Genomic DNA, 15220 nt, shown 5'->3' with positions numbered 1-15220 from the left:
CACAACTCCCGACCGTGTCGGGTTGACCTCAACGGCGGTTGAGGATGAAGCATGGTGGCATGACTCGTCCAGCTGAAGCATGGAACATCGTCTATGACAATGACACCGCCCCTTGGGTGATCGGCGAGCCGCAACCGGCCATCGTCGCGCTGGAGCGGGAGGGCGGCATCACCGGCCGCGTGCTCGACCCGGGCTGCGGCACGGGTGAGCACACGATCCTGCTGACCCGACTGGGATACGACGTGCTCGGAATAGATATGTCGCCGAGCGCGGTGGCGTGCGCGCGCGCCAACGCGGCCGAGCAGGGTGTGCCCTCCGCCTCGTTCGAGGTGGCCGACGCGCTGGCCCTCGGCGACCGCCCGGACTTCTCCGGTGACCCGCCCGGCTCCGCGCCCGCGTTCGACACGGTCGTCGACAGCGCGTTGTTCCACGTCTTCGGGACCGAGGACGAGGCGCGCGCCGCATACGTCCGCAGCTTGCACGCGGTCTGCAAGCCAGGCGGCACGGTCTATGTCCTCGCGCTTTCGGATGCCGAGCCGGGGTTCGGCCCACGGATCAGCGACACCGTGATCCGGGATTCGTTCCGCGACGGCTGGACGCTGGAGGACCTGCGAGCCACCGAGTACCGCGGACGGATCACCGAACTGGTGGCCCAAGAGGCGGCGGACTTGGACATCTCCGAGTCCGGCAAGGTCGACGCCGCCGCCTGGCTGGCCCGCATCCGCCGCCTTTGAACCGTCCGCTTCACACCCCCTTCGGCGCTTTGCCGCCCATGAAGCCGAACAGGTAGCCCGCGACGCGCCGCATCTGGATCTCCTCGGCGCCCTCGGTGATCCGGTAGCGCCGGTGGTGGCGGTAGATGTGCTCGAACGGCTTGTGCCGGGAGTAGCCGAGGCCGCCGTGCACCTGCATGGCGCGGTCCGCGGCCTCGCAGCACAGCCGGTTGGCCCAGTAGTTGCACATCGAGACCTGCTCGGAGACGGCGAACGTGCCGTAGGTGTCCATCGACCACGCGGTCTTGTGAATGAGGGCGCGCAACATCTCGCACTGGGTGTGCAGTTCCACCAAGGGGAACTGGATCGCCTGGTTGGTGGCCAACGGCTTGCCGAAGGGCTTGCGCTGTTTGGCGTACGCCACCGACTGGTCGATGCAGTACTGCGCCGCGCCGAGACTGGACGCGGCCTGGCGGATGCGGTTCTCGTTGAAGAAGTGCTGGACCACCGCCAAGCCGCGTCCCTCGCCGCCGAAGACGGCGGAGTCCGGGACCCGGACGCCGTCCAGCGCGACCCGGGCGTGGTCGGTGGGCATGTTGAAGGTCCAGAGGTACTCCTCGACGACGAACCCGGGTGCGTCGGTGGGCACCAGGAACGCCGTGATGCCGGTCGCGTCGCCGGGGCCGCCCGAGGTGCGCGCGAAGATCAGGTCGGCGTCGGCGATGTGCACGCCGGTGTTCCAGGTCTTGCGCCCGGTGATCACCCAGTCGTCGCCGTCGCGGACCGCCGAGGTCTCCATGTGCGTCGCGTCGGAGCCGTGCTCGGGCTCGGTGATGCCGAAGGCGAAGAACTTCGTTCCCGAGGCCAGTCCGTCCACCCACTCCGCCTGCTGCTCGGGCGTGCCGTACTCGAGCATGAGCAGCAGACCGACGTTGTTGGCCACGATCGCGTGCTCGTTCTGCAGATCGCAGTGCAATCCGAGGCCGCGCCGGGCCAAGTGCTCGCGGATCACGGCCATGCCGAGGTTGGTGCCGTCCCGCCCGCCGTAGTGCGCGGGGAACGCGTAGCGCAGGTGACCGGCTGCGTCGGCGCGCCTGCGGACCTCGGCCAGCAGTTCCTCCCACTCCCCGTTCGGCAGGCCGCCGCGCTCCCAGTCGGTGCGGGCGTCCTCGCGGCGGTGGTCGAAGAAGCGGATGTTGTCGTCGGCCTGCTCGAGCGGGGCGATCTCCCGATCGATGAACGCGTCGAGTTCGGCGAGGTAATCGACCAGTTCCGCAGGGAGCTCGAAATCCATCGGGCAGTCACCCTTTCGCAGTGTGCCGCAACCCCGCGGGCAGGGCCGGTAGCAGCGTCTCCTCGAGCAGCTCGGCGAGCGAGTCCAGCAACTCCGCTGCCGATGGGCGATTCTCCATTCGTTCCCCTCGGTCGACTCCGGCCCTCAGCATGGCACGCGCCGACGCGGTCCCGATCGGTACTTTCGGCCGTCACCCGTGGCCGCGCAGTCGCAAAAGTCCGGCTGTCGTGGCGCGGAAACCGCAGGCATCGAAGTAGAACGGCGCGAGGCGATCCTCGAAATCGACGTGCAACCAGGTGCAGCCCGCCGTCCTGGCGCCATGCGCGGCTGTGGCGACGAGTTCGGTGCCGATGCCCCGATGCTGCCACTCGGACCGCACCTTCGGGTCGAGCAGGAACGCGTGGTCGCCGCCGTCCCACGCCACGTTGACGAAACCGGCAAGCGCGTTATCGCCGGTCCGGGCGGTGACCCAGCCGAGGCTGTGCCGCGCCGCGCGGTCCCACCATCCCGGGTCCGCGTCGCCGCCGTGCGATCTCGTCAAATCGGCCAGTTCGCTGTCGGTCAGAGCGCCTCGCCATCGGTAGTCGATCTCCATACGCCGCGACGATAGAAAGGTCGACCGCCCGGGAGCCAGCGGTTTTCCGCCGAGGCCCTTCCTGTGGAGTGGCTGGGAGTCTGCGGTGGGCGCCGCTCCGCACGGGTTCGCGCGCGAGACGGGTCGGTAAACTGCGAGAGGGATAGACAGGCGCGAATGCGCCATTCGTTGCGCTGGGCGGATACAGGAGATTTCATGGCGACCAGTCGCGTCCGATCCGGAATCGTCGCGGGGTTCGCCCTGATCATGGCGGTGCTCGTGGCGGCGTGCTCGTCCTCGTCGGGGCCGGGGAAGACACCGGGTGCGGCGGGCCCAGCGCCCGCGCCGATCACGATCACCCCATCCTCCGGCGCGGGCAATGTCGATCCGCTGGCGCCGGTGCAGGTGAGCACCGCCGACGGCCAGCTGACCCGGGTCACCATGACCAACGAGCAGGGCAAGACGGTGGACGGGATCATGACGCCGGACAAGACGGCGTGGAAACCCGTCGAGCCGCTCGGCTACGGCCGCACCTACAAGGTGACCGCGGAGGGTTTGAGCATCACCGGCAGAACCGGCCCGGCCACCTCGACCTTCTCCACGCTGACCCCCAACAATCAGACGAAGGTGTCACTGGCCACCACGGGCGGCACCCCACTGTCCGACGGCGGCACTTTCGGCGTGGGCACCGTGGTGGTGGCCCACTTCGACGAGAACATTCCCGACCACGCCGCCGCCGAGAAGCACCTCGCGGTCACCACCGATCCGCCGGTGGAGGGCTCCTGGTACTGGCTGGACGACCGCAACGCGCACTGGCGCCCGAGGGAGTACTACGCGCCGGGCACCAAGGTCAGCGTGGCGGCGAACGTCTACGGCCAGGAACTCGGCCGCGGGCTCTACGGCCAGGAGGACACCAAGACCACGTTCACCATCGGCGCGGCGCACGTCTCGATCGCCGATGACAACACCAAACAGGTCCAGGTCTTCGAGAACGGCAGGCTGATCCGCACCATGCCGACCTCGATGGGCAGGGGCGGCAGCGAGGTCGTCGGTGGCAAGACGATCACGTTCTGGACCCAGCCCGGGATCTACACGGTCATGGACAAGGCCAATCCGGTGATCATGGATTCCTCCACCTACGGCCTGCCGATCAACTCCCGGCTCGGCTACAAGGAGGCCATCGGCTGGGCCACCCGGATCAGCACCGACGGCATCTATTTGCACCAGCTCGACTCCACCGTCTGGGCCCAGGGCAACACCGACGTCTCGCACGGCTGCCTCAACCTCAGCGGCGAGAACGCCCAGTGGTTCTTCAATTTCGCCGTCCCCGGTGACGTGGTGGAGATCCGCAACACCGGCGGAGCCCCGCTGGAGGTCTGGCAGAACGGCGACTGGGGCGTGCCCTGGGAGCAGTGGGTCCAGGGCAGCGCGCTCCACTAGAGCCGACACGCTGCCCGGTGTTGCCGATGGTGGGAAGCTGCACTACATTCCTGCACTCGCGAGACCACCCGGTCTCCCATCCCCGCGCGACGTTCCCGCGACGGCACCGCGTGGGACCCGCGTTGACGATCGGAGCCGGCTCGATGGCGATGCTGCTGTACTACCTACTCCTCCCGCTGTACTTGGCCGAGGGATTCGTCAACCTGCTGGATTGAGCGCGGAGCGAGTCCGGGCTCACGCATCCCTCAACCGGCTTGTTCGGCCCCGGGTGGCTGGTGGAAGCCGGGCCCGGCCTTGGGTTCCACATCGCGCGGATCGATGGGTTCGCGGCAGTGGTCGCAGACCAGCATGGGTGAGGTCTCGTGTCCGCAGGTGCGATGTTCCAGGACGATCGGCCTGCCCTCCGGCCCGGTCAGGTGGTTGTCGCCCCACACCATCATCGCGGTGACGATCGGATACAGTTCGCGGCCCGCTGCGGTGAGGTGATAGTCGATCCGGCCGCCGCCGTGGTCGGTGCGGGTGAAGATGCCCGCGTCCATCAGCATGCGCAGGCGGCTGGTGAGCAGGTTGCGGTTGGTGATGCCGATATTGCGCGCGAAATCGCTGAAGCGGTGCACCCCGAAGAACGCCTCGGCGATGAGCAGGATGGTCCACCGGTCGCCGAGTAGTTCGACGACGCGGGTGACCGAATCGTCGACCGGGCGCCGCAGTGTCATGGCGACATTTTCGCATCCCGCAACGGTATTGCTTTCCTACCGACGGTATCGGAATAATACCGAGCAAGACCGGTGCCCGCTCCGGGCCGGACCGCTGGGAGTGTCGATGACGACCACGAACCACCCGACCGACGACTACGTGCGCCTGCTCCACCCCGCCGTGCGGCCGGATCCGTACCCCGTCTTCGCGCGGCTGCGTGACTCCGGCTCGTTCCGGATCGGTACGGCTCCGGTCGTCGTGCTCACCCGCTACGCAGACTGCGCCGCCGTGCTGCGCGATCCGCGCGCGAGCGTCGACAGGTCGCTGGCCCGGTTGCAGCTGGGCTCGATGCCGATCCACGACGGCACGCGGGAAAACGGTGCGGCCCAAGCGAAACCCTCGTTCTTGTTCCTGGATCCACCCGATCACACTCGCCTGCGCCGCCTGGTGTCCAAGGCGTTCACCCCGCGCGTGGTGCGGCAACTGGAGCCTCGGATCATCGAGATCGTCGACGACCTGCTCGACCAGCGCGCCCGCGCGGGGAGCTTCGACGCCGTCGATCACTTCGCCTATCCCCTGCCGGTGACCGTGATCTGCGAACTGCTCGGCGTCCCGCTGGCGGACGAAGCCAAGCTCAGCGCCTGGTCCGCCCTGCTGTCCCGCACGCTCGACCCGACTTCTCGCGCGGCCGCCCAGTTCCGCGCCGACCCGGCGGAGATCCAGCGCGCCGGGACCGAGTTGTACGCCTACTTCGAAGAACTCACCGACCGCCGCCGCCACACTCCCGGCCCCGATCTGCTGTCCGAACTCATCGCCGCCGAAGACGCCGGAGACGTGCTCACCCACGCGGAACTGATCTCGACCTGCGCGCTGCTGCTGGTCGCCGGGCACGAGACGACGGTCAACCTGATCGCCAACGCGACCCTCGCCCTGCTGCGCAGGCCGGACGAACTCGCCGCCCTCCGCGCGGACCCGGACCGCGCGGACGGTGTCGTCGAGGAGACGCTGCGCTTCGACCCGCCGGTCCAGTTGATCCCGCGCATCGCCGCCGACGATCTGACCATCGGCGGCACGGGCATTCAGCGCGGCGATCTGGTGGTGCTGCTGATCGCCGCCGCGCACCGTGACCCCGCGATGTTCGGCGACCCCGACGGATTCGACCCGGCGCGCGAGAACCGCCATCTGGCCTTCGGCCTCGGGGCTCACTTCTGCGTCGGCGCTCCCCTGGCCCGACTGGAGGCGCGGGTGGCGTTGACCCGGTTCGCGCAACGAGTCGAGTCGCCGAAGCTGACGGTCGACCCGCCACCGTATCGGGAGCACGTCAATCTGCGCGGGCCCGCGCATTTGCCCATCGAGTTCGCGGCGATCCGCCCCAGGTAGGTCAGCCGTCGTAGGACACGTGCGGCGTCCATCCCTCGGCGGGGCGCGTGGCCGCCGCGTACAGCGCCCCGGCGACCCGGTCCCGGGTGAACGCTCCCTCGCCGAGAACGCCGTTGATCTGCACCGCGACCGCTCGGATGCCCTCGGGCGCGAGGGTGGCGTCCACACTGGTCACCAGGTTGCGCACCGCCGCCTTCTGGACACCGAGCGAAGCGGCCCGATACCAGGGCTTGTCCGCTGCCGCGCTGCCGGTGACCAGCACGCGGGCGCCCTCGGACAGGAAGGGGCGCGCCGCTTGCACGGCGGGCAGCAGCGCCCCGGCGCCCACGGTGAGGTCCTCGAGCAACTCGGCGACCGACAGCCGCAACGGATCGGCCTCGCGGAAGACGCTGGGATTGAAGTGCAGCACGTCGATGCGGCCGTGCCGCTCGCCCACCCCCGCGACGACTCGGGCCACGTCGGCGGGATCGCGCAGATCCACGCCGACGCCCTCCGCGTCGAAGCCCTGCTCGCGCAACTGTTCGGCCAGCGGCTCGGCTTCTTCGGACAACCGGCAGGCCAGCACGGCGGTGAAGCCGTCGGCGGCGAACAGGCGGGCGACCGACGGCCCGACGCCGGGACCGGCGCCGAGCACGAGGAGTACGGGACCGGTCATGCTTTCCCGCCTCGGGTCTTGCGTCCCGATCATTCGACGACGGCCTTGATCCGGTTGAGGGTCTCGCGCATTCCCTCGACGTTCGTCTTGCCGCGCGCCCACCCGGCCAGCAACCAATACAGCCGCAGCACCGGATTGCTGTGCAGCTGAAAGGACTCGGTGACCTCGGTGCCGCCGTCCACCGGCCGGAAAACATAGCGCCACGTGTTGATCGGCATGCCCTGTGGTCCGAGCACGGTGAAGGCGAACTCGCGACCCGGCTCGCAGGCGACGATGCGGCACACCGTCGCGTACTTCAGTCCCCAGCCGTTGCGGTTGACATGGCCGCGGAACTTCACGCCGACCGCGGGCCCGGTCGCGCCGCCGAGCCACTCGGCGGCGAACGTCTCCGGACTGAATCGCCCGGTGTTCTCGATGTCGCTGACCAGTTCCCAGATCTTGTCGGCCGGGGCGGCCATCCGGACCGTGACGCTGTCGTGCATGCGCCGAACGCTAGCAGGCGGTCCGTACGCCGCTCCCGGCTCCGACCGGGCCGCGGCCAAGCGGGCCGCCCAGCCGTCCACGTCCGCCAGCCGCTGGCCCGGCCGCAGTACCCAGCAGGCAGCGAGCAGATCATGACCGAAGTGGGCCAGGGCCGTGTGCTCCGGCCAGTATTCGCGGGTCCACTCCGGGTCGTCGGTCGCCGAGTCGATGCCGCTGCGCACCACGCCGACCAACTCGAATTGCAGATGCTGGACCAGCACCCACGCTTCGGCGTCCATCGGCTTACGGCGCAGCCGGTCGAGCAGGGCGCGCGCGGTGGTGCGCACCCGGTCTTCCAGCCGGCGAAAAGTGCGCCGGTGCCCGCGGGGTGCGACGCCGTGCAGCGCGAGCACGGCGACGGCGACACCGAGCAGTGTCTCCCACAACCGATCCCGGATCACGGGTCCGATCGGGCCGCCCGTCGTGGCGACGCCGCCCGCGATCAGGGCGACCGGAGTGATGAAGACGACGGCCAGCGCGTAATTGCGCGGCACGAACAGTTCGATGCAGAACTGCAGCGCGGCGACCAGCGCGATCAGCGCGTAACCGGTCGGCCCCAGCTGGTAGATGAGCGCAAACAGGCCCAGGCCCGCGACGGTGCCGACGAACCGGTGAATGGCCCGCACCTGTCCGCGCACTCGGTCCGGTCCGGTCTGCAACACGATCAGGGCGCTGAGCACCGCCCAGTGCGGCCGCTCCAGACCGAGCAGCGCGCTCAGCGCACCCGCGCCCAGGCACCCCACGGCGACGCGCATCGCGCTGATCGCCGCGTGCGAGGAGAACGACAGGGACCGCTCGAGCCGAAAACCGATGCCCGGGCGGGCGAACGAGACCAAGGGATCTACCAGCAGATCGTCGGTGTCGTCGTCGGGGGCGTGCCCGGCGAGGTTGCGCCGCGCCTCCTGCAAGGTCGTCAGCAGCTCGGCTTCCCCCGGGTCCGAGGGCAAGCCCGCGTCGTAGACCGCGGCCCACGCGTCCGCCATCGCGGCTCCCGCCCGGTGGCGCAGGTCGATGGCGGGCGTTCCCGCCTCCCGCGCCGCGACATAGGCGTCGACCGCCCGGACCGCCGCGCCGACCGCCACCCGTTCGGGCTTGCGACGATCCCGCAGCACCCCGGCCATCGAGACGACGATCGACGCGACGACACCGCAGGCCGTGCAGAACAACAATGTCAGCACCGAGGTCCCGACCTCCGCGGCTCTCATCGCGCCCGCGCAGACGAGGGCGAAGAACAGCGCACCGGGCGGACCGAGCCGCAGCGCGTCGATGACGAACACGGCCACGACCGCGATCGCCGACACCACGACGACCATGAGCAGCGATGACCCGAACCCGGTGTCCAGCAGGCTGCCGACCACCGCACCGACACCGCAGGCGGCCAGCAGCGCCGAGCCTGCGGCGAGGACCACCCGGCCGCGCACCCGGAACGGCCGCCCCTCGCCGTAGAGCACGGCGAAGGCGCCGAACATGACGAACACCGCCGCATCCGGATGGCCGAGACCGGTGATGATCGTGGCGGGAGCGGCGAACGCGAGCGCGGCACGCAACGCTACGCTCCACCGCCGGCCCGCGGGCGGCAAAGCGAACAACAGCGAGCCGACTCGGCCCTTCGGTGGCACCGGATCCGGGTATGTCGCGGCCACCTGCTGTCCTTTCTGTTCTGGACGATATACCTGCTGGACACATTAGATTCGGGTCATGACCGCCGACGCTCATCTTCCGCTACCCCCGCGCGTCCACGCCTTCGGCGACGACGCACTCGGTGATCACGACGCCGTCGCCCTGGCCACGCTGGTGCGCGATGGTACGGTGTCGCCGCGCGAACTGGCCGCCGCCGCGGTGGCGCGCGCCGAGCAGGTGGAACAGCTGGCGGCCGTCGCCTACCGGAGCTACGCGGAGCCGCTGCTGCCCGCCGAGCCGACCGGCGCCTTCTACGGCGTGCCCAGTTTCGTCAAGGACAACACGGACGTCGCGGGCATGCCGACCAATCAGGGCACGGCCGCGTTCCACGCGCGGCCCGCCCGCGCGCACAGCGGCTACACCCGGCAGTTCCTCAGCACCGGCCTCACCGTGCTCGGCAAGAGCGCCATGCCCGAATTCGGCTTCAACGCCAGCAGCGAGACCCCGCATCTCGCGCCAACGCGCAATCCGTGGCACACGGGCCATTCCGTGGGCGGCTCGTCGGGCGGGGCGGCCGCGCTGGTGGCGGCGGGTGTCGTCCCGATCGCGCACGGCAACGACGGCGGCGGTTCGATCCGTATTCCGGCGGCGTGCGCGGGGCTGGTCGGTTTGAAGCCGACCCGCGGGCGGCACGTGGTGTCCGGGCTGGCCCGCACGCTGCCGGTCGACATCGTCAGCGAAGGTGTGCTGACCAGGACGGTGCGCGATACGGCCGCGTACGCCGCTGCGGCCGAACAGTATTGGCGCAATCCCGCGCTCCAGCCTATCGGCCGCGTCGACGGTCCCCCGACCCGGCGCATGCGGGTAGCGCTGGTGCTCGACAATCTCGCGGGGCCGCTGGCCGCCGGGCCCACCCGGGCGGCCGTCGAAAATGTCTCGCGCACACTCGAATCAGGCGGCCACTCGGTCGAGCCGGTGCCGCTGCCGTTCGACGCCGCGATCGAGAGCGCCTTCCTGCACTATTGGGGCCTGCTCGCGGCCGCGATCACCACGACGGGCCGCTTCCTCGACCGCCGGTTCGACGCGCGCCGCGTGGACGACCTGACCGTGGGTCTCCGCGCCTTGTTCCTGCGCCGGGCACTGCACGCCCCGCTCACGCTCTACCGGCTCCGCGCGGCGGCGGCCACCTACGAGCGGGCGCTCGGACCCTACGACGCGGTGCTGCTCCCCACGCTCGGTCACACCACGCCGGAGCTCGGCTATCTCAGCCCGACCGTGCCGTTCGACGAACTCATCGAGCGGTTGCGCGCCTACGTCTGTTTCACGCCGATCAACAACATCACGGGAACGCCGGCGATCACGGTTCCGGCGGGCCTGACCGACGCCGGACTGCCGATCGGCGTACAGTTCGCCGCCACCCGCGGCAACGAGCGCACCCTGCTGGAACTGGCCTACCTGATCGAGGCCGAACGGCCGTTCCCCCGCCTGGATCGCTGAGCCATCCGATCTTCGCGCCGTTCGTGCGCGTGGCGGTCGGTGCGTCAGACGACATTCGCCGCGGACGACGGACGGTCGCGGTGCACCGGGCCGTGGGCGTCGTCGCAGTGGTCCTCCAGCACCGGCAGCAGGCGCTGCGCGTCCACCTCGGGCGAGGAGGCAACGGCATGGGAGTGGTCGACCTGCAACGTGGTGTGGGTGATGCCGTAGTCGTGGTCGAGCAGGTGCTCGATCCGCTGGCGCAGGCCGTGGCAGTCGGCGCCCGGCCGGACCAGCACATGCGCCGACAGCGCGATGTCACCGGAGGTGATCTGCCAGACGTGCAGATCGTGCACCTCGTCGACGCCATCGATGCCCACCACCCCGCGCCCCAACGCGTCCGGATCGACGCCCGCGGGAGCGGCCTCCAGGAAGATCCGGCCGGATTCGCGCACCAGCCCGAGCCCCGCCTTGACCATCAGCGCGACGACGATGAGCGTGGCGATAGCGTCCGCCCTCGCGAAGCCGGTGGTCAGCACGACAAGGCCGGCCACGGCGGTGGCGATGAATCCGTACAGGTCGTTGAGCACATGCTGGAAGGCGCCTTCCACGTTGAGGCTGGCGCGATCGGCCTTGCTGATCGCCCAGGTGGCCGCGATGTTGACCACCACACCGGCCAGCGCGGTCGCAAGCACGAGCCCGCCGGTCACCTCGGGCGGCTCCAGCAGGCGGCGCACGGCCTCGTAGGTGAGCCAGCCCGCCAGCACGAGCAACGTGACGCCGTTGGCCTGCGCCGACAGGATCTCGGCGCGTTTGTAGCCATAGGTGTACTTCCCGTTCGCCGGACGCGCCGCGAGCCGGATCGCGACGAGCGCGAGGACAATGGACGCGGCGTCGGTGAGCATGTGCGCCGCGTCGGACAGCAGGGCCAGCGAGTTGGCCAGCAGACCGATCACGACCTCGACCGACATGAAGCCGACGATGAGGGCCAGCGCGATGGTCAGCCACCGGCGATCGGCCTGACCGGAGAGCGCGTGCCCGTGCGCGTGACCGTGTTCGTGTCCCATCGACCCAGCCCTTCCCACACCTGATGTATGCGCATATCTGCATCTGTTCCGTCAGCTTAACCCACCACCAGGGGCGCGCGACAGAGGAGCCAAGTGAGCTGGATCACGTCGCAGAGGTAATCGACGGAACGCCTCACCCGAACAGGGCGTGCACCAACGCATAAGTCGACACGGTGGCGACCAACCCCGCGGAGACACTGACGACCACGTTCATCGCCGCGTAGAAATACGCGGCCCGCTCGGCCAGGCGCACGGTTTCGTAGCTGAACGTGCTGTACGTGGTCAGCGCTCCGCAGAACCCAGTCCCCAGCAGCAGGAAAAGCGGCGAGGACAGCGCCGATCCCGCTCCGCTGAGGGCGCCGAGGACGAGACACCCGAGCAGGTTGACCATGAAGGTGCCCCACGGGAACAGGCTGTCGCGGCGATCCTGCACCACGCGATCGATGAGATACCGCAGCGGTGCGCCGATCGCGCCGCCCACCAGGACCAGCAACACCGTCATCGAGCCGCCTTTCGCGCGCGTCGCAGGCGTTCGTATCCCGCCCTGGTGAGCCACATGGCGGCGAGGGTCGCCGACAGGGCGCAGATCAGCGTGCCCGCCAGATAACCGGCCGCGACGACGATCGTGCCGGGCCGCAGTAGGGCGCGGATCTCGTTGACGTAGGTGGAGAAGGTGGTGAACCCGCCCAGCACACCCACTCCGAGAAAGGGGCGCAGCAACCGATGAGCAGCCCAGATTTCGGTTACCGCGACCATGAGCACTCCGATCGCGAAACATCCCGCGACATTCGTGACGAAGGTGGCCAGCGGAAAATGCCCGGGGCGAGCGGGCAACCCCTGCGAAAGGCCGTAGCGGGCGAGCGCGCCGAGCGCCCCGCCGAAGGCGACGACGACCGATACCGGGCCGTGGGTACGCCAGAATTCCCACCGGCGAGCGCGGCCACGCGCGCGATCGGCGATGCCGGTCGGTTCCTCGGTCAGTTCACCCGCCACGCAGATCTTCTACCCGACCGTCCGCGGCGGCGCCACCGCCGGTCACCACGCCGCCGCACTCATCGGCGCTCGGCCCCTCCGTCGCCGTCGTGCGCGACGAGAACCGAGCAACCGACGTGCCGGGCGGCCTTCTCCGCGGTGCTGCCCATGAACCGCCCCCAGATGCCCGAGTGCCCGGTGCGCCCGAGCACCAGCAGGTCGGCATCGTGATCGGCTGCGGCCGTGGCCAGTTCGCGCGCGGCCTGACCCGCGCGCACCTCGGCCCGCACCGCTATGCCGTGCCGTTCGGCGGCCTCGGCGGCCGTGGTGAGCCAGCGGCGGCAGGTCAACTCGCCGATCGAGCGTTCGTCCTCGATCTCGCCGACCACCGGTCCGTAGTGCGGCAGGTACTCCTCGACCGCGACGACCGTGAGCGTGGCGTGGTGCACCGTCGCCAACTCGAGCGCCATCGTCAGGGCGGCCCTGGCGCCCGGTGAATCGTCGTAACCCACCACGATCCGCTGGAACACCTCTCCATTGTGATCCCTCGACTGGGTCAGAGCCAGCGTTCCAGCAACACTATGGCAATCACGCCGTGGCCGTGGAGCGATCCGCCGCGAGCACTTCGGCGGCCGCGCGCTCGCCCGAGCGGATCGCTCCCTCGATGTAGCCCGACCACTCCGTCGCGGTTTCGCTTCCGGCCCAGTGGATCGCACCGACAGGGTCGCGCAGCGCGGAGCCCGCGGTGGTCAGGACGCCCGGGGGGAAGAAGGCCCCGTAGCCGCCGCGCGTGTACGGATCGTCCGCCCAGACCTTCTCGTGCCACTCGATCGGCTCGCGGGCGGCATGCCCGAAGGCACGGACGAGCGAACCGATGATCATGGCGCGTCGCTCGGCCGGGGGCAGGGCGGCCAGCCGCTGAGCGGCCCGGCCGGGCACCAGCGCGCCGAGTACGCCCGGACCGCCGGGCCGGGTCGCGTCGAAGGTGACCGGCACCGGATCGTGCAGGTTCAGCGATTGGCCGGTGAGCAGGTCGTCCCGCCAGAACGGCCGCTCGTAGACGGCGAACGCTTTCAGCACCGAGCCCATCGGCATGCGCTGGGTCAATTGGTCGCGCGCGGCGGGCAGCGGCGGATCGTAGGTGATACGTCCGGCGAGGGTGGGCGGCACCGCCACGATCACGTGCTCGGCGTGCACGTCACCGGAGTCGGCACTCACCCCGACACCATCCGCCTGCCTGCGGATACGTGTCACCGGCGCGCCGAGGCGCACCGCATCCCCCAGTTCGGCGGCGATGGCCAACGCGGGCCCGTCGGCGCCGTCGACGAACAGGCGGTTCACCGTCTCGGCGGCGACCCCCGCCTCGACGCCGCCCGCCGAACGGATCGTGGTGAGCAGACCGAGCATCGAGATGCTGCCGACGTCCACGCACAACTCCTCGCCGATCATCACCTCGGCCAGGTTCCGCGCCCGCCGCTCCGGCAGGTTCCGGCGCAACCAGGTGGCCGCCGTCATCGCGTCCAGCCGATCGGCGCCCGGTGTGGCCCATGGCCGCGTGAGATCCACCCGTGCGGCCATCCGTTCCAGCCGCCACATCGCCTGGGCGAGCACGACGAGGACGAACGTCGGAAGCGGTGGGCGGGCTCCGGTGAAGGGCCGCCGGACCACGCCCTCGACCAGCAGGTCGACTCCTTCTGGCGGTGGGTAGGTCGCGGCGCCGTACTCTTCGGCCAGCGTGGCGAATCGCGTGTGCGCGCCCGAGATCCACTGGCCGCCGAGGTCGACGGCCCATCCGGCGCCGACCCGCGCGGTCCGGGTGCGACCGCCGACGCGATCGCTCGCCTCCAGGACGACGACATCCCGGCCGGCCGCTCGCAACGCCCGTGCCGCGCACAGCCCGGCATATCCCGCACCGACGACAACGACGTCCGTACGGTCCATGGTGGCCTCCCGTCGCCGCACCGTAACTCGACAACCACTGTTGATCACCCGTCGCCGTTCCGCAACCGCTTCGCCGCGCATCGACCGGGCGCCGATGCTCCTGACTCCGCGCCGCCCCGCGCGGTCCGACTGCACGCGAGACCGACCCGGCGGACCGGTGTCATCGACGGCTGCACATCTCGGGCGCGCCGCGGCGGGACGCGCCACTCGGCCGGAGCCGTAGGAATCGCGGTGTTCGTCGCATCGCCACCCGAACCCGCTGCGCCGGTTCGCCTACGGCGCGCCGCCGCCTAGCGAGTCAGCGTGGCGAGGGCGGCGATGGCGGCCTCTTGAAAGGTCGCCGTCAGCGTGCGCGGCCGCGCCGCGACACGTCCGCGCACCCATTGCCTGCAGTACTCCTGCGCCGGTCCGGCGCAGATCGCATGGGCCATCGGATAGCCGCCGCCCGGCTCCGCGGTTCCGATCAGCTCTCGGTACCGGCGTTCCAGCGCATCGAAGAAGACCCGATTGTGCTGGGCGAGTTCGGTTTCCGCGAAGCCGGCCACCTCGTCCGGCAAGGTGGCGAACAGGAACCGGGCCAGGTCGCGATGGTCTTCCACCCAGCCGAGATGGGCCGCGAGCATCGCGCGGATCGCTTGCTCGGCGCCGACATCCGGCGCGTCGAGGCACGCCAGCATCGTCCGCTGGTAGTCGAGCATCCCGGAGACATAGACCGCGGCGGCCAATTCGGCTTTCGAACCGAACGCGTGGAACATGCTGCCGCTGGACAAACCGAGCCGATCCCGCACACCAGCCACTGTGAACGACGCATACCCTTTGGCCAGGAGCTGTTCCGTGGCTTCGGCCAAAATGCGCTCGCGGGTGCGCACG

General features: G+C 70.0%; 15 protein-coding genes and 1 pseudogene. 4 read left to right on the top strand and 12 right to left on the bottom strand.

Annotated elements, in window-relative coordinates:
* Nucleotides 1-59 precede the first annotated feature (59 nt).
* Nucleotides 60-734 (top strand): class I SAM-dependent methyltransferase, encoded by a 675-nt coding sequence (locus tag ACWEH3_RS19645; protein ID WP_450019998.1) that lies wholly within the window; start codon nucleotides 60-62, stop codon nucleotides 732-734.
* 10 nt (nucleotides 735-744) lie between these two features.
* On the opposite strand, the gene ACWEH3_RS19640 is transcribed toward ACWEH3_RS19645, so the two are convergent.
* Nucleotides 745-2007: an acyl-CoA dehydrogenase family protein gene (locus tag ACWEH3_RS19640; RefSeq protein ID WP_450019996.1), complete on the bottom strand. Its 1263-nt coding sequence runs from the start codon at nucleotides 2005-2007 to the stop codon at nucleotides 745-747.
* A gap of 190 nt (nucleotides 2008-2197) precedes the next feature.
* The gene (locus ACWEH3_RS19635) at nucleotides 2198-2602 is read right to left on the bottom strand and encodes a GNAT family N-acetyltransferase (RefSeq protein WP_450019994.1); all 405 of its coding nucleotides are present in this window, start codon (nucleotides 2600-2602) and stop codon (nucleotides 2198-2200) included.
* A 195-nt stretch (nucleotides 2603-2797) separates the two neighbouring features.
* Here ACWEH3_RS19635 and ACWEH3_RS19630 point away from each other — a divergent pair, with 195 nt between their 5' ends.
* Nucleotides 2798-4021: a L,D-transpeptidase gene (locus tag ACWEH3_RS19630; protein WP_450019992.1), complete on the top strand. Its 1224-nt coding sequence runs from the start codon at nucleotides 2798-2800 to the stop codon at nucleotides 4019-4021.
* Nucleotides 4022-4266: 245 nt separating this feature from the next.
* Here the strand turns inward: ACWEH3_RS19630 and ACWEH3_RS19625 are convergent, their stop codons facing one another.
* Complete coding sequence (locus tag ACWEH3_RS19625) at nucleotides 4267-4737, bottom strand: winged helix-turn-helix transcriptional regulator (RefSeq protein WP_450019990.1); 471 nt, start codon at nucleotides 4735-4737, stop codon at nucleotides 4267-4269.
* A gap of 106 nt (nucleotides 4738-4843) precedes the next feature.
* Between ACWEH3_RS19625 and ACWEH3_RS19620 the strand changes: the two genes are divergently transcribed.
* On the top strand, nucleotides 4844-6097 hold the full coding sequence (locus tag ACWEH3_RS19620; protein WP_450019988.1) for a cytochrome P450: 1254 nt from the start codon (nucleotides 4844-4846) through the stop codon (nucleotides 6095-6097).
* Nucleotide 6098: 1 nt separating this feature from the next.
* Here ACWEH3_RS19620 and ACWEH3_RS19615 read toward each other — a convergent pair whose 3' ends face one another.
* The 3 genes and pseudogenes from ACWEH3_RS19615 to ACWEH3_RS19605 all read right to left on the bottom strand — a co-directional run.
* On the bottom strand, nucleotides 6099-6752 hold the full coding sequence (locus ACWEH3_RS19615; protein WP_450019986.1) for an SDR family NAD(P)-dependent oxidoreductase: 654 nt from the start codon (nucleotides 6750-6752) through the stop codon (nucleotides 6099-6101).
* 29 nt (nucleotides 6753-6781) lie between these two features.
* Nucleotides 6782-7234, bottom strand: coding sequence for an SRPBCC family protein (locus ACWEH3_RS19610; protein WP_355075977.1), 453 nt, complete (start codon nucleotides 7232-7234; stop codon nucleotides 6782-6784).
* Between the two features lie 399 nt (nucleotides 7235-7633).
* A pseudogene (locus ACWEH3_RS19605) lies at nucleotides 7634-8029 on the bottom strand (FUSC family protein); the annotation flags it as partial.
* Nucleotides 8030-8972: 943 nt separating this feature from the next.
* Between ACWEH3_RS19605 and ACWEH3_RS19600 the strand changes: the two are divergent.
* Entirely contained in the window at nucleotides 8973-10391 is a 1419-nt protein-coding gene (locus tag ACWEH3_RS19600; RefSeq protein WP_450019984.1) for an amidase, read from the top strand.
* Between the two features lie 44 nt (nucleotides 10392-10435).
* Here ACWEH3_RS19600 and ACWEH3_RS19595 read toward each other — a convergent pair whose 3' ends face one another.
* The 6 genes from ACWEH3_RS19595 to ACWEH3_RS19570 all read right to left on the bottom strand — a co-directional run bounded on the left by ACWEH3_RS19595 (nucleotide 10436) and on the right by ACWEH3_RS19570 (nucleotide 15219).
* Entirely contained in the window at nucleotides 10436-11437 is a 1002-nt protein-coding gene (locus tag ACWEH3_RS19595; protein ID WP_450019982.1) for a cation diffusion facilitator family transporter, read from the bottom strand.
* Between the two features lie 133 nt (nucleotides 11438-11570).
* Nucleotides 11571-11939 carry a fluoride efflux transporter CrcB gene (crcB, locus tag ACWEH3_RS19590; protein WP_450019980.1) on the bottom strand — a complete coding sequence of 123 codons (369 nt, stop codon included), beginning with the start codon at nucleotides 11937-11939 and terminating at the stop codon, nucleotides 11571-11573.
* A complete protein-coding gene (locus ACWEH3_RS19585) occupies nucleotides 11936-12430 on the bottom strand; it encodes a fluoride efflux transporter FluC (RefSeq protein ID WP_450019978.1) in 495 nt (164 codons plus the stop codon). The genes crcB and ACWEH3_RS19585 overlap by 4 nt, the downstream gene beginning before the upstream one ends.
* A gap of 59 nt (nucleotides 12431-12489) precedes the next feature.
* Nucleotides 12490-12939 carry a universal stress protein gene (locus ACWEH3_RS19580; RefSeq protein ID WP_450019976.1) on the bottom strand — a complete coding sequence of 150 codons (450 nt, stop codon included), beginning with the start codon at nucleotides 12937-12939 and terminating at the stop codon, nucleotides 12490-12492.
* Between the two features lie 58 nt (nucleotides 12940-12997).
* Nucleotides 12998-14350: a flavin monoamine oxidase family protein gene (locus ACWEH3_RS19575; RefSeq protein ID WP_450019974.1), complete on the bottom strand. Its 1353-nt coding sequence runs from the start codon at nucleotides 14348-14350 to the stop codon at nucleotides 12998-13000.
* A gap of 290 nt (nucleotides 14351-14640) precedes the next feature.
* Complete coding sequence (locus tag ACWEH3_RS19570) at nucleotides 14641-15219, bottom strand: TetR/AcrR family transcriptional regulator (RefSeq protein ID WP_450019972.1); 579 nt, start codon at nucleotides 15217-15219, stop codon at nucleotides 14641-14643.
* Between the last annotated feature and the right edge of the window lies 1 nt (nucleotide 15220).

The organism is Nocardia sp. NPDC004718 (assembly GCF_053601535.1).
This window is presented reverse-complemented; position numbering and strand designations above follow the sequence as displayed.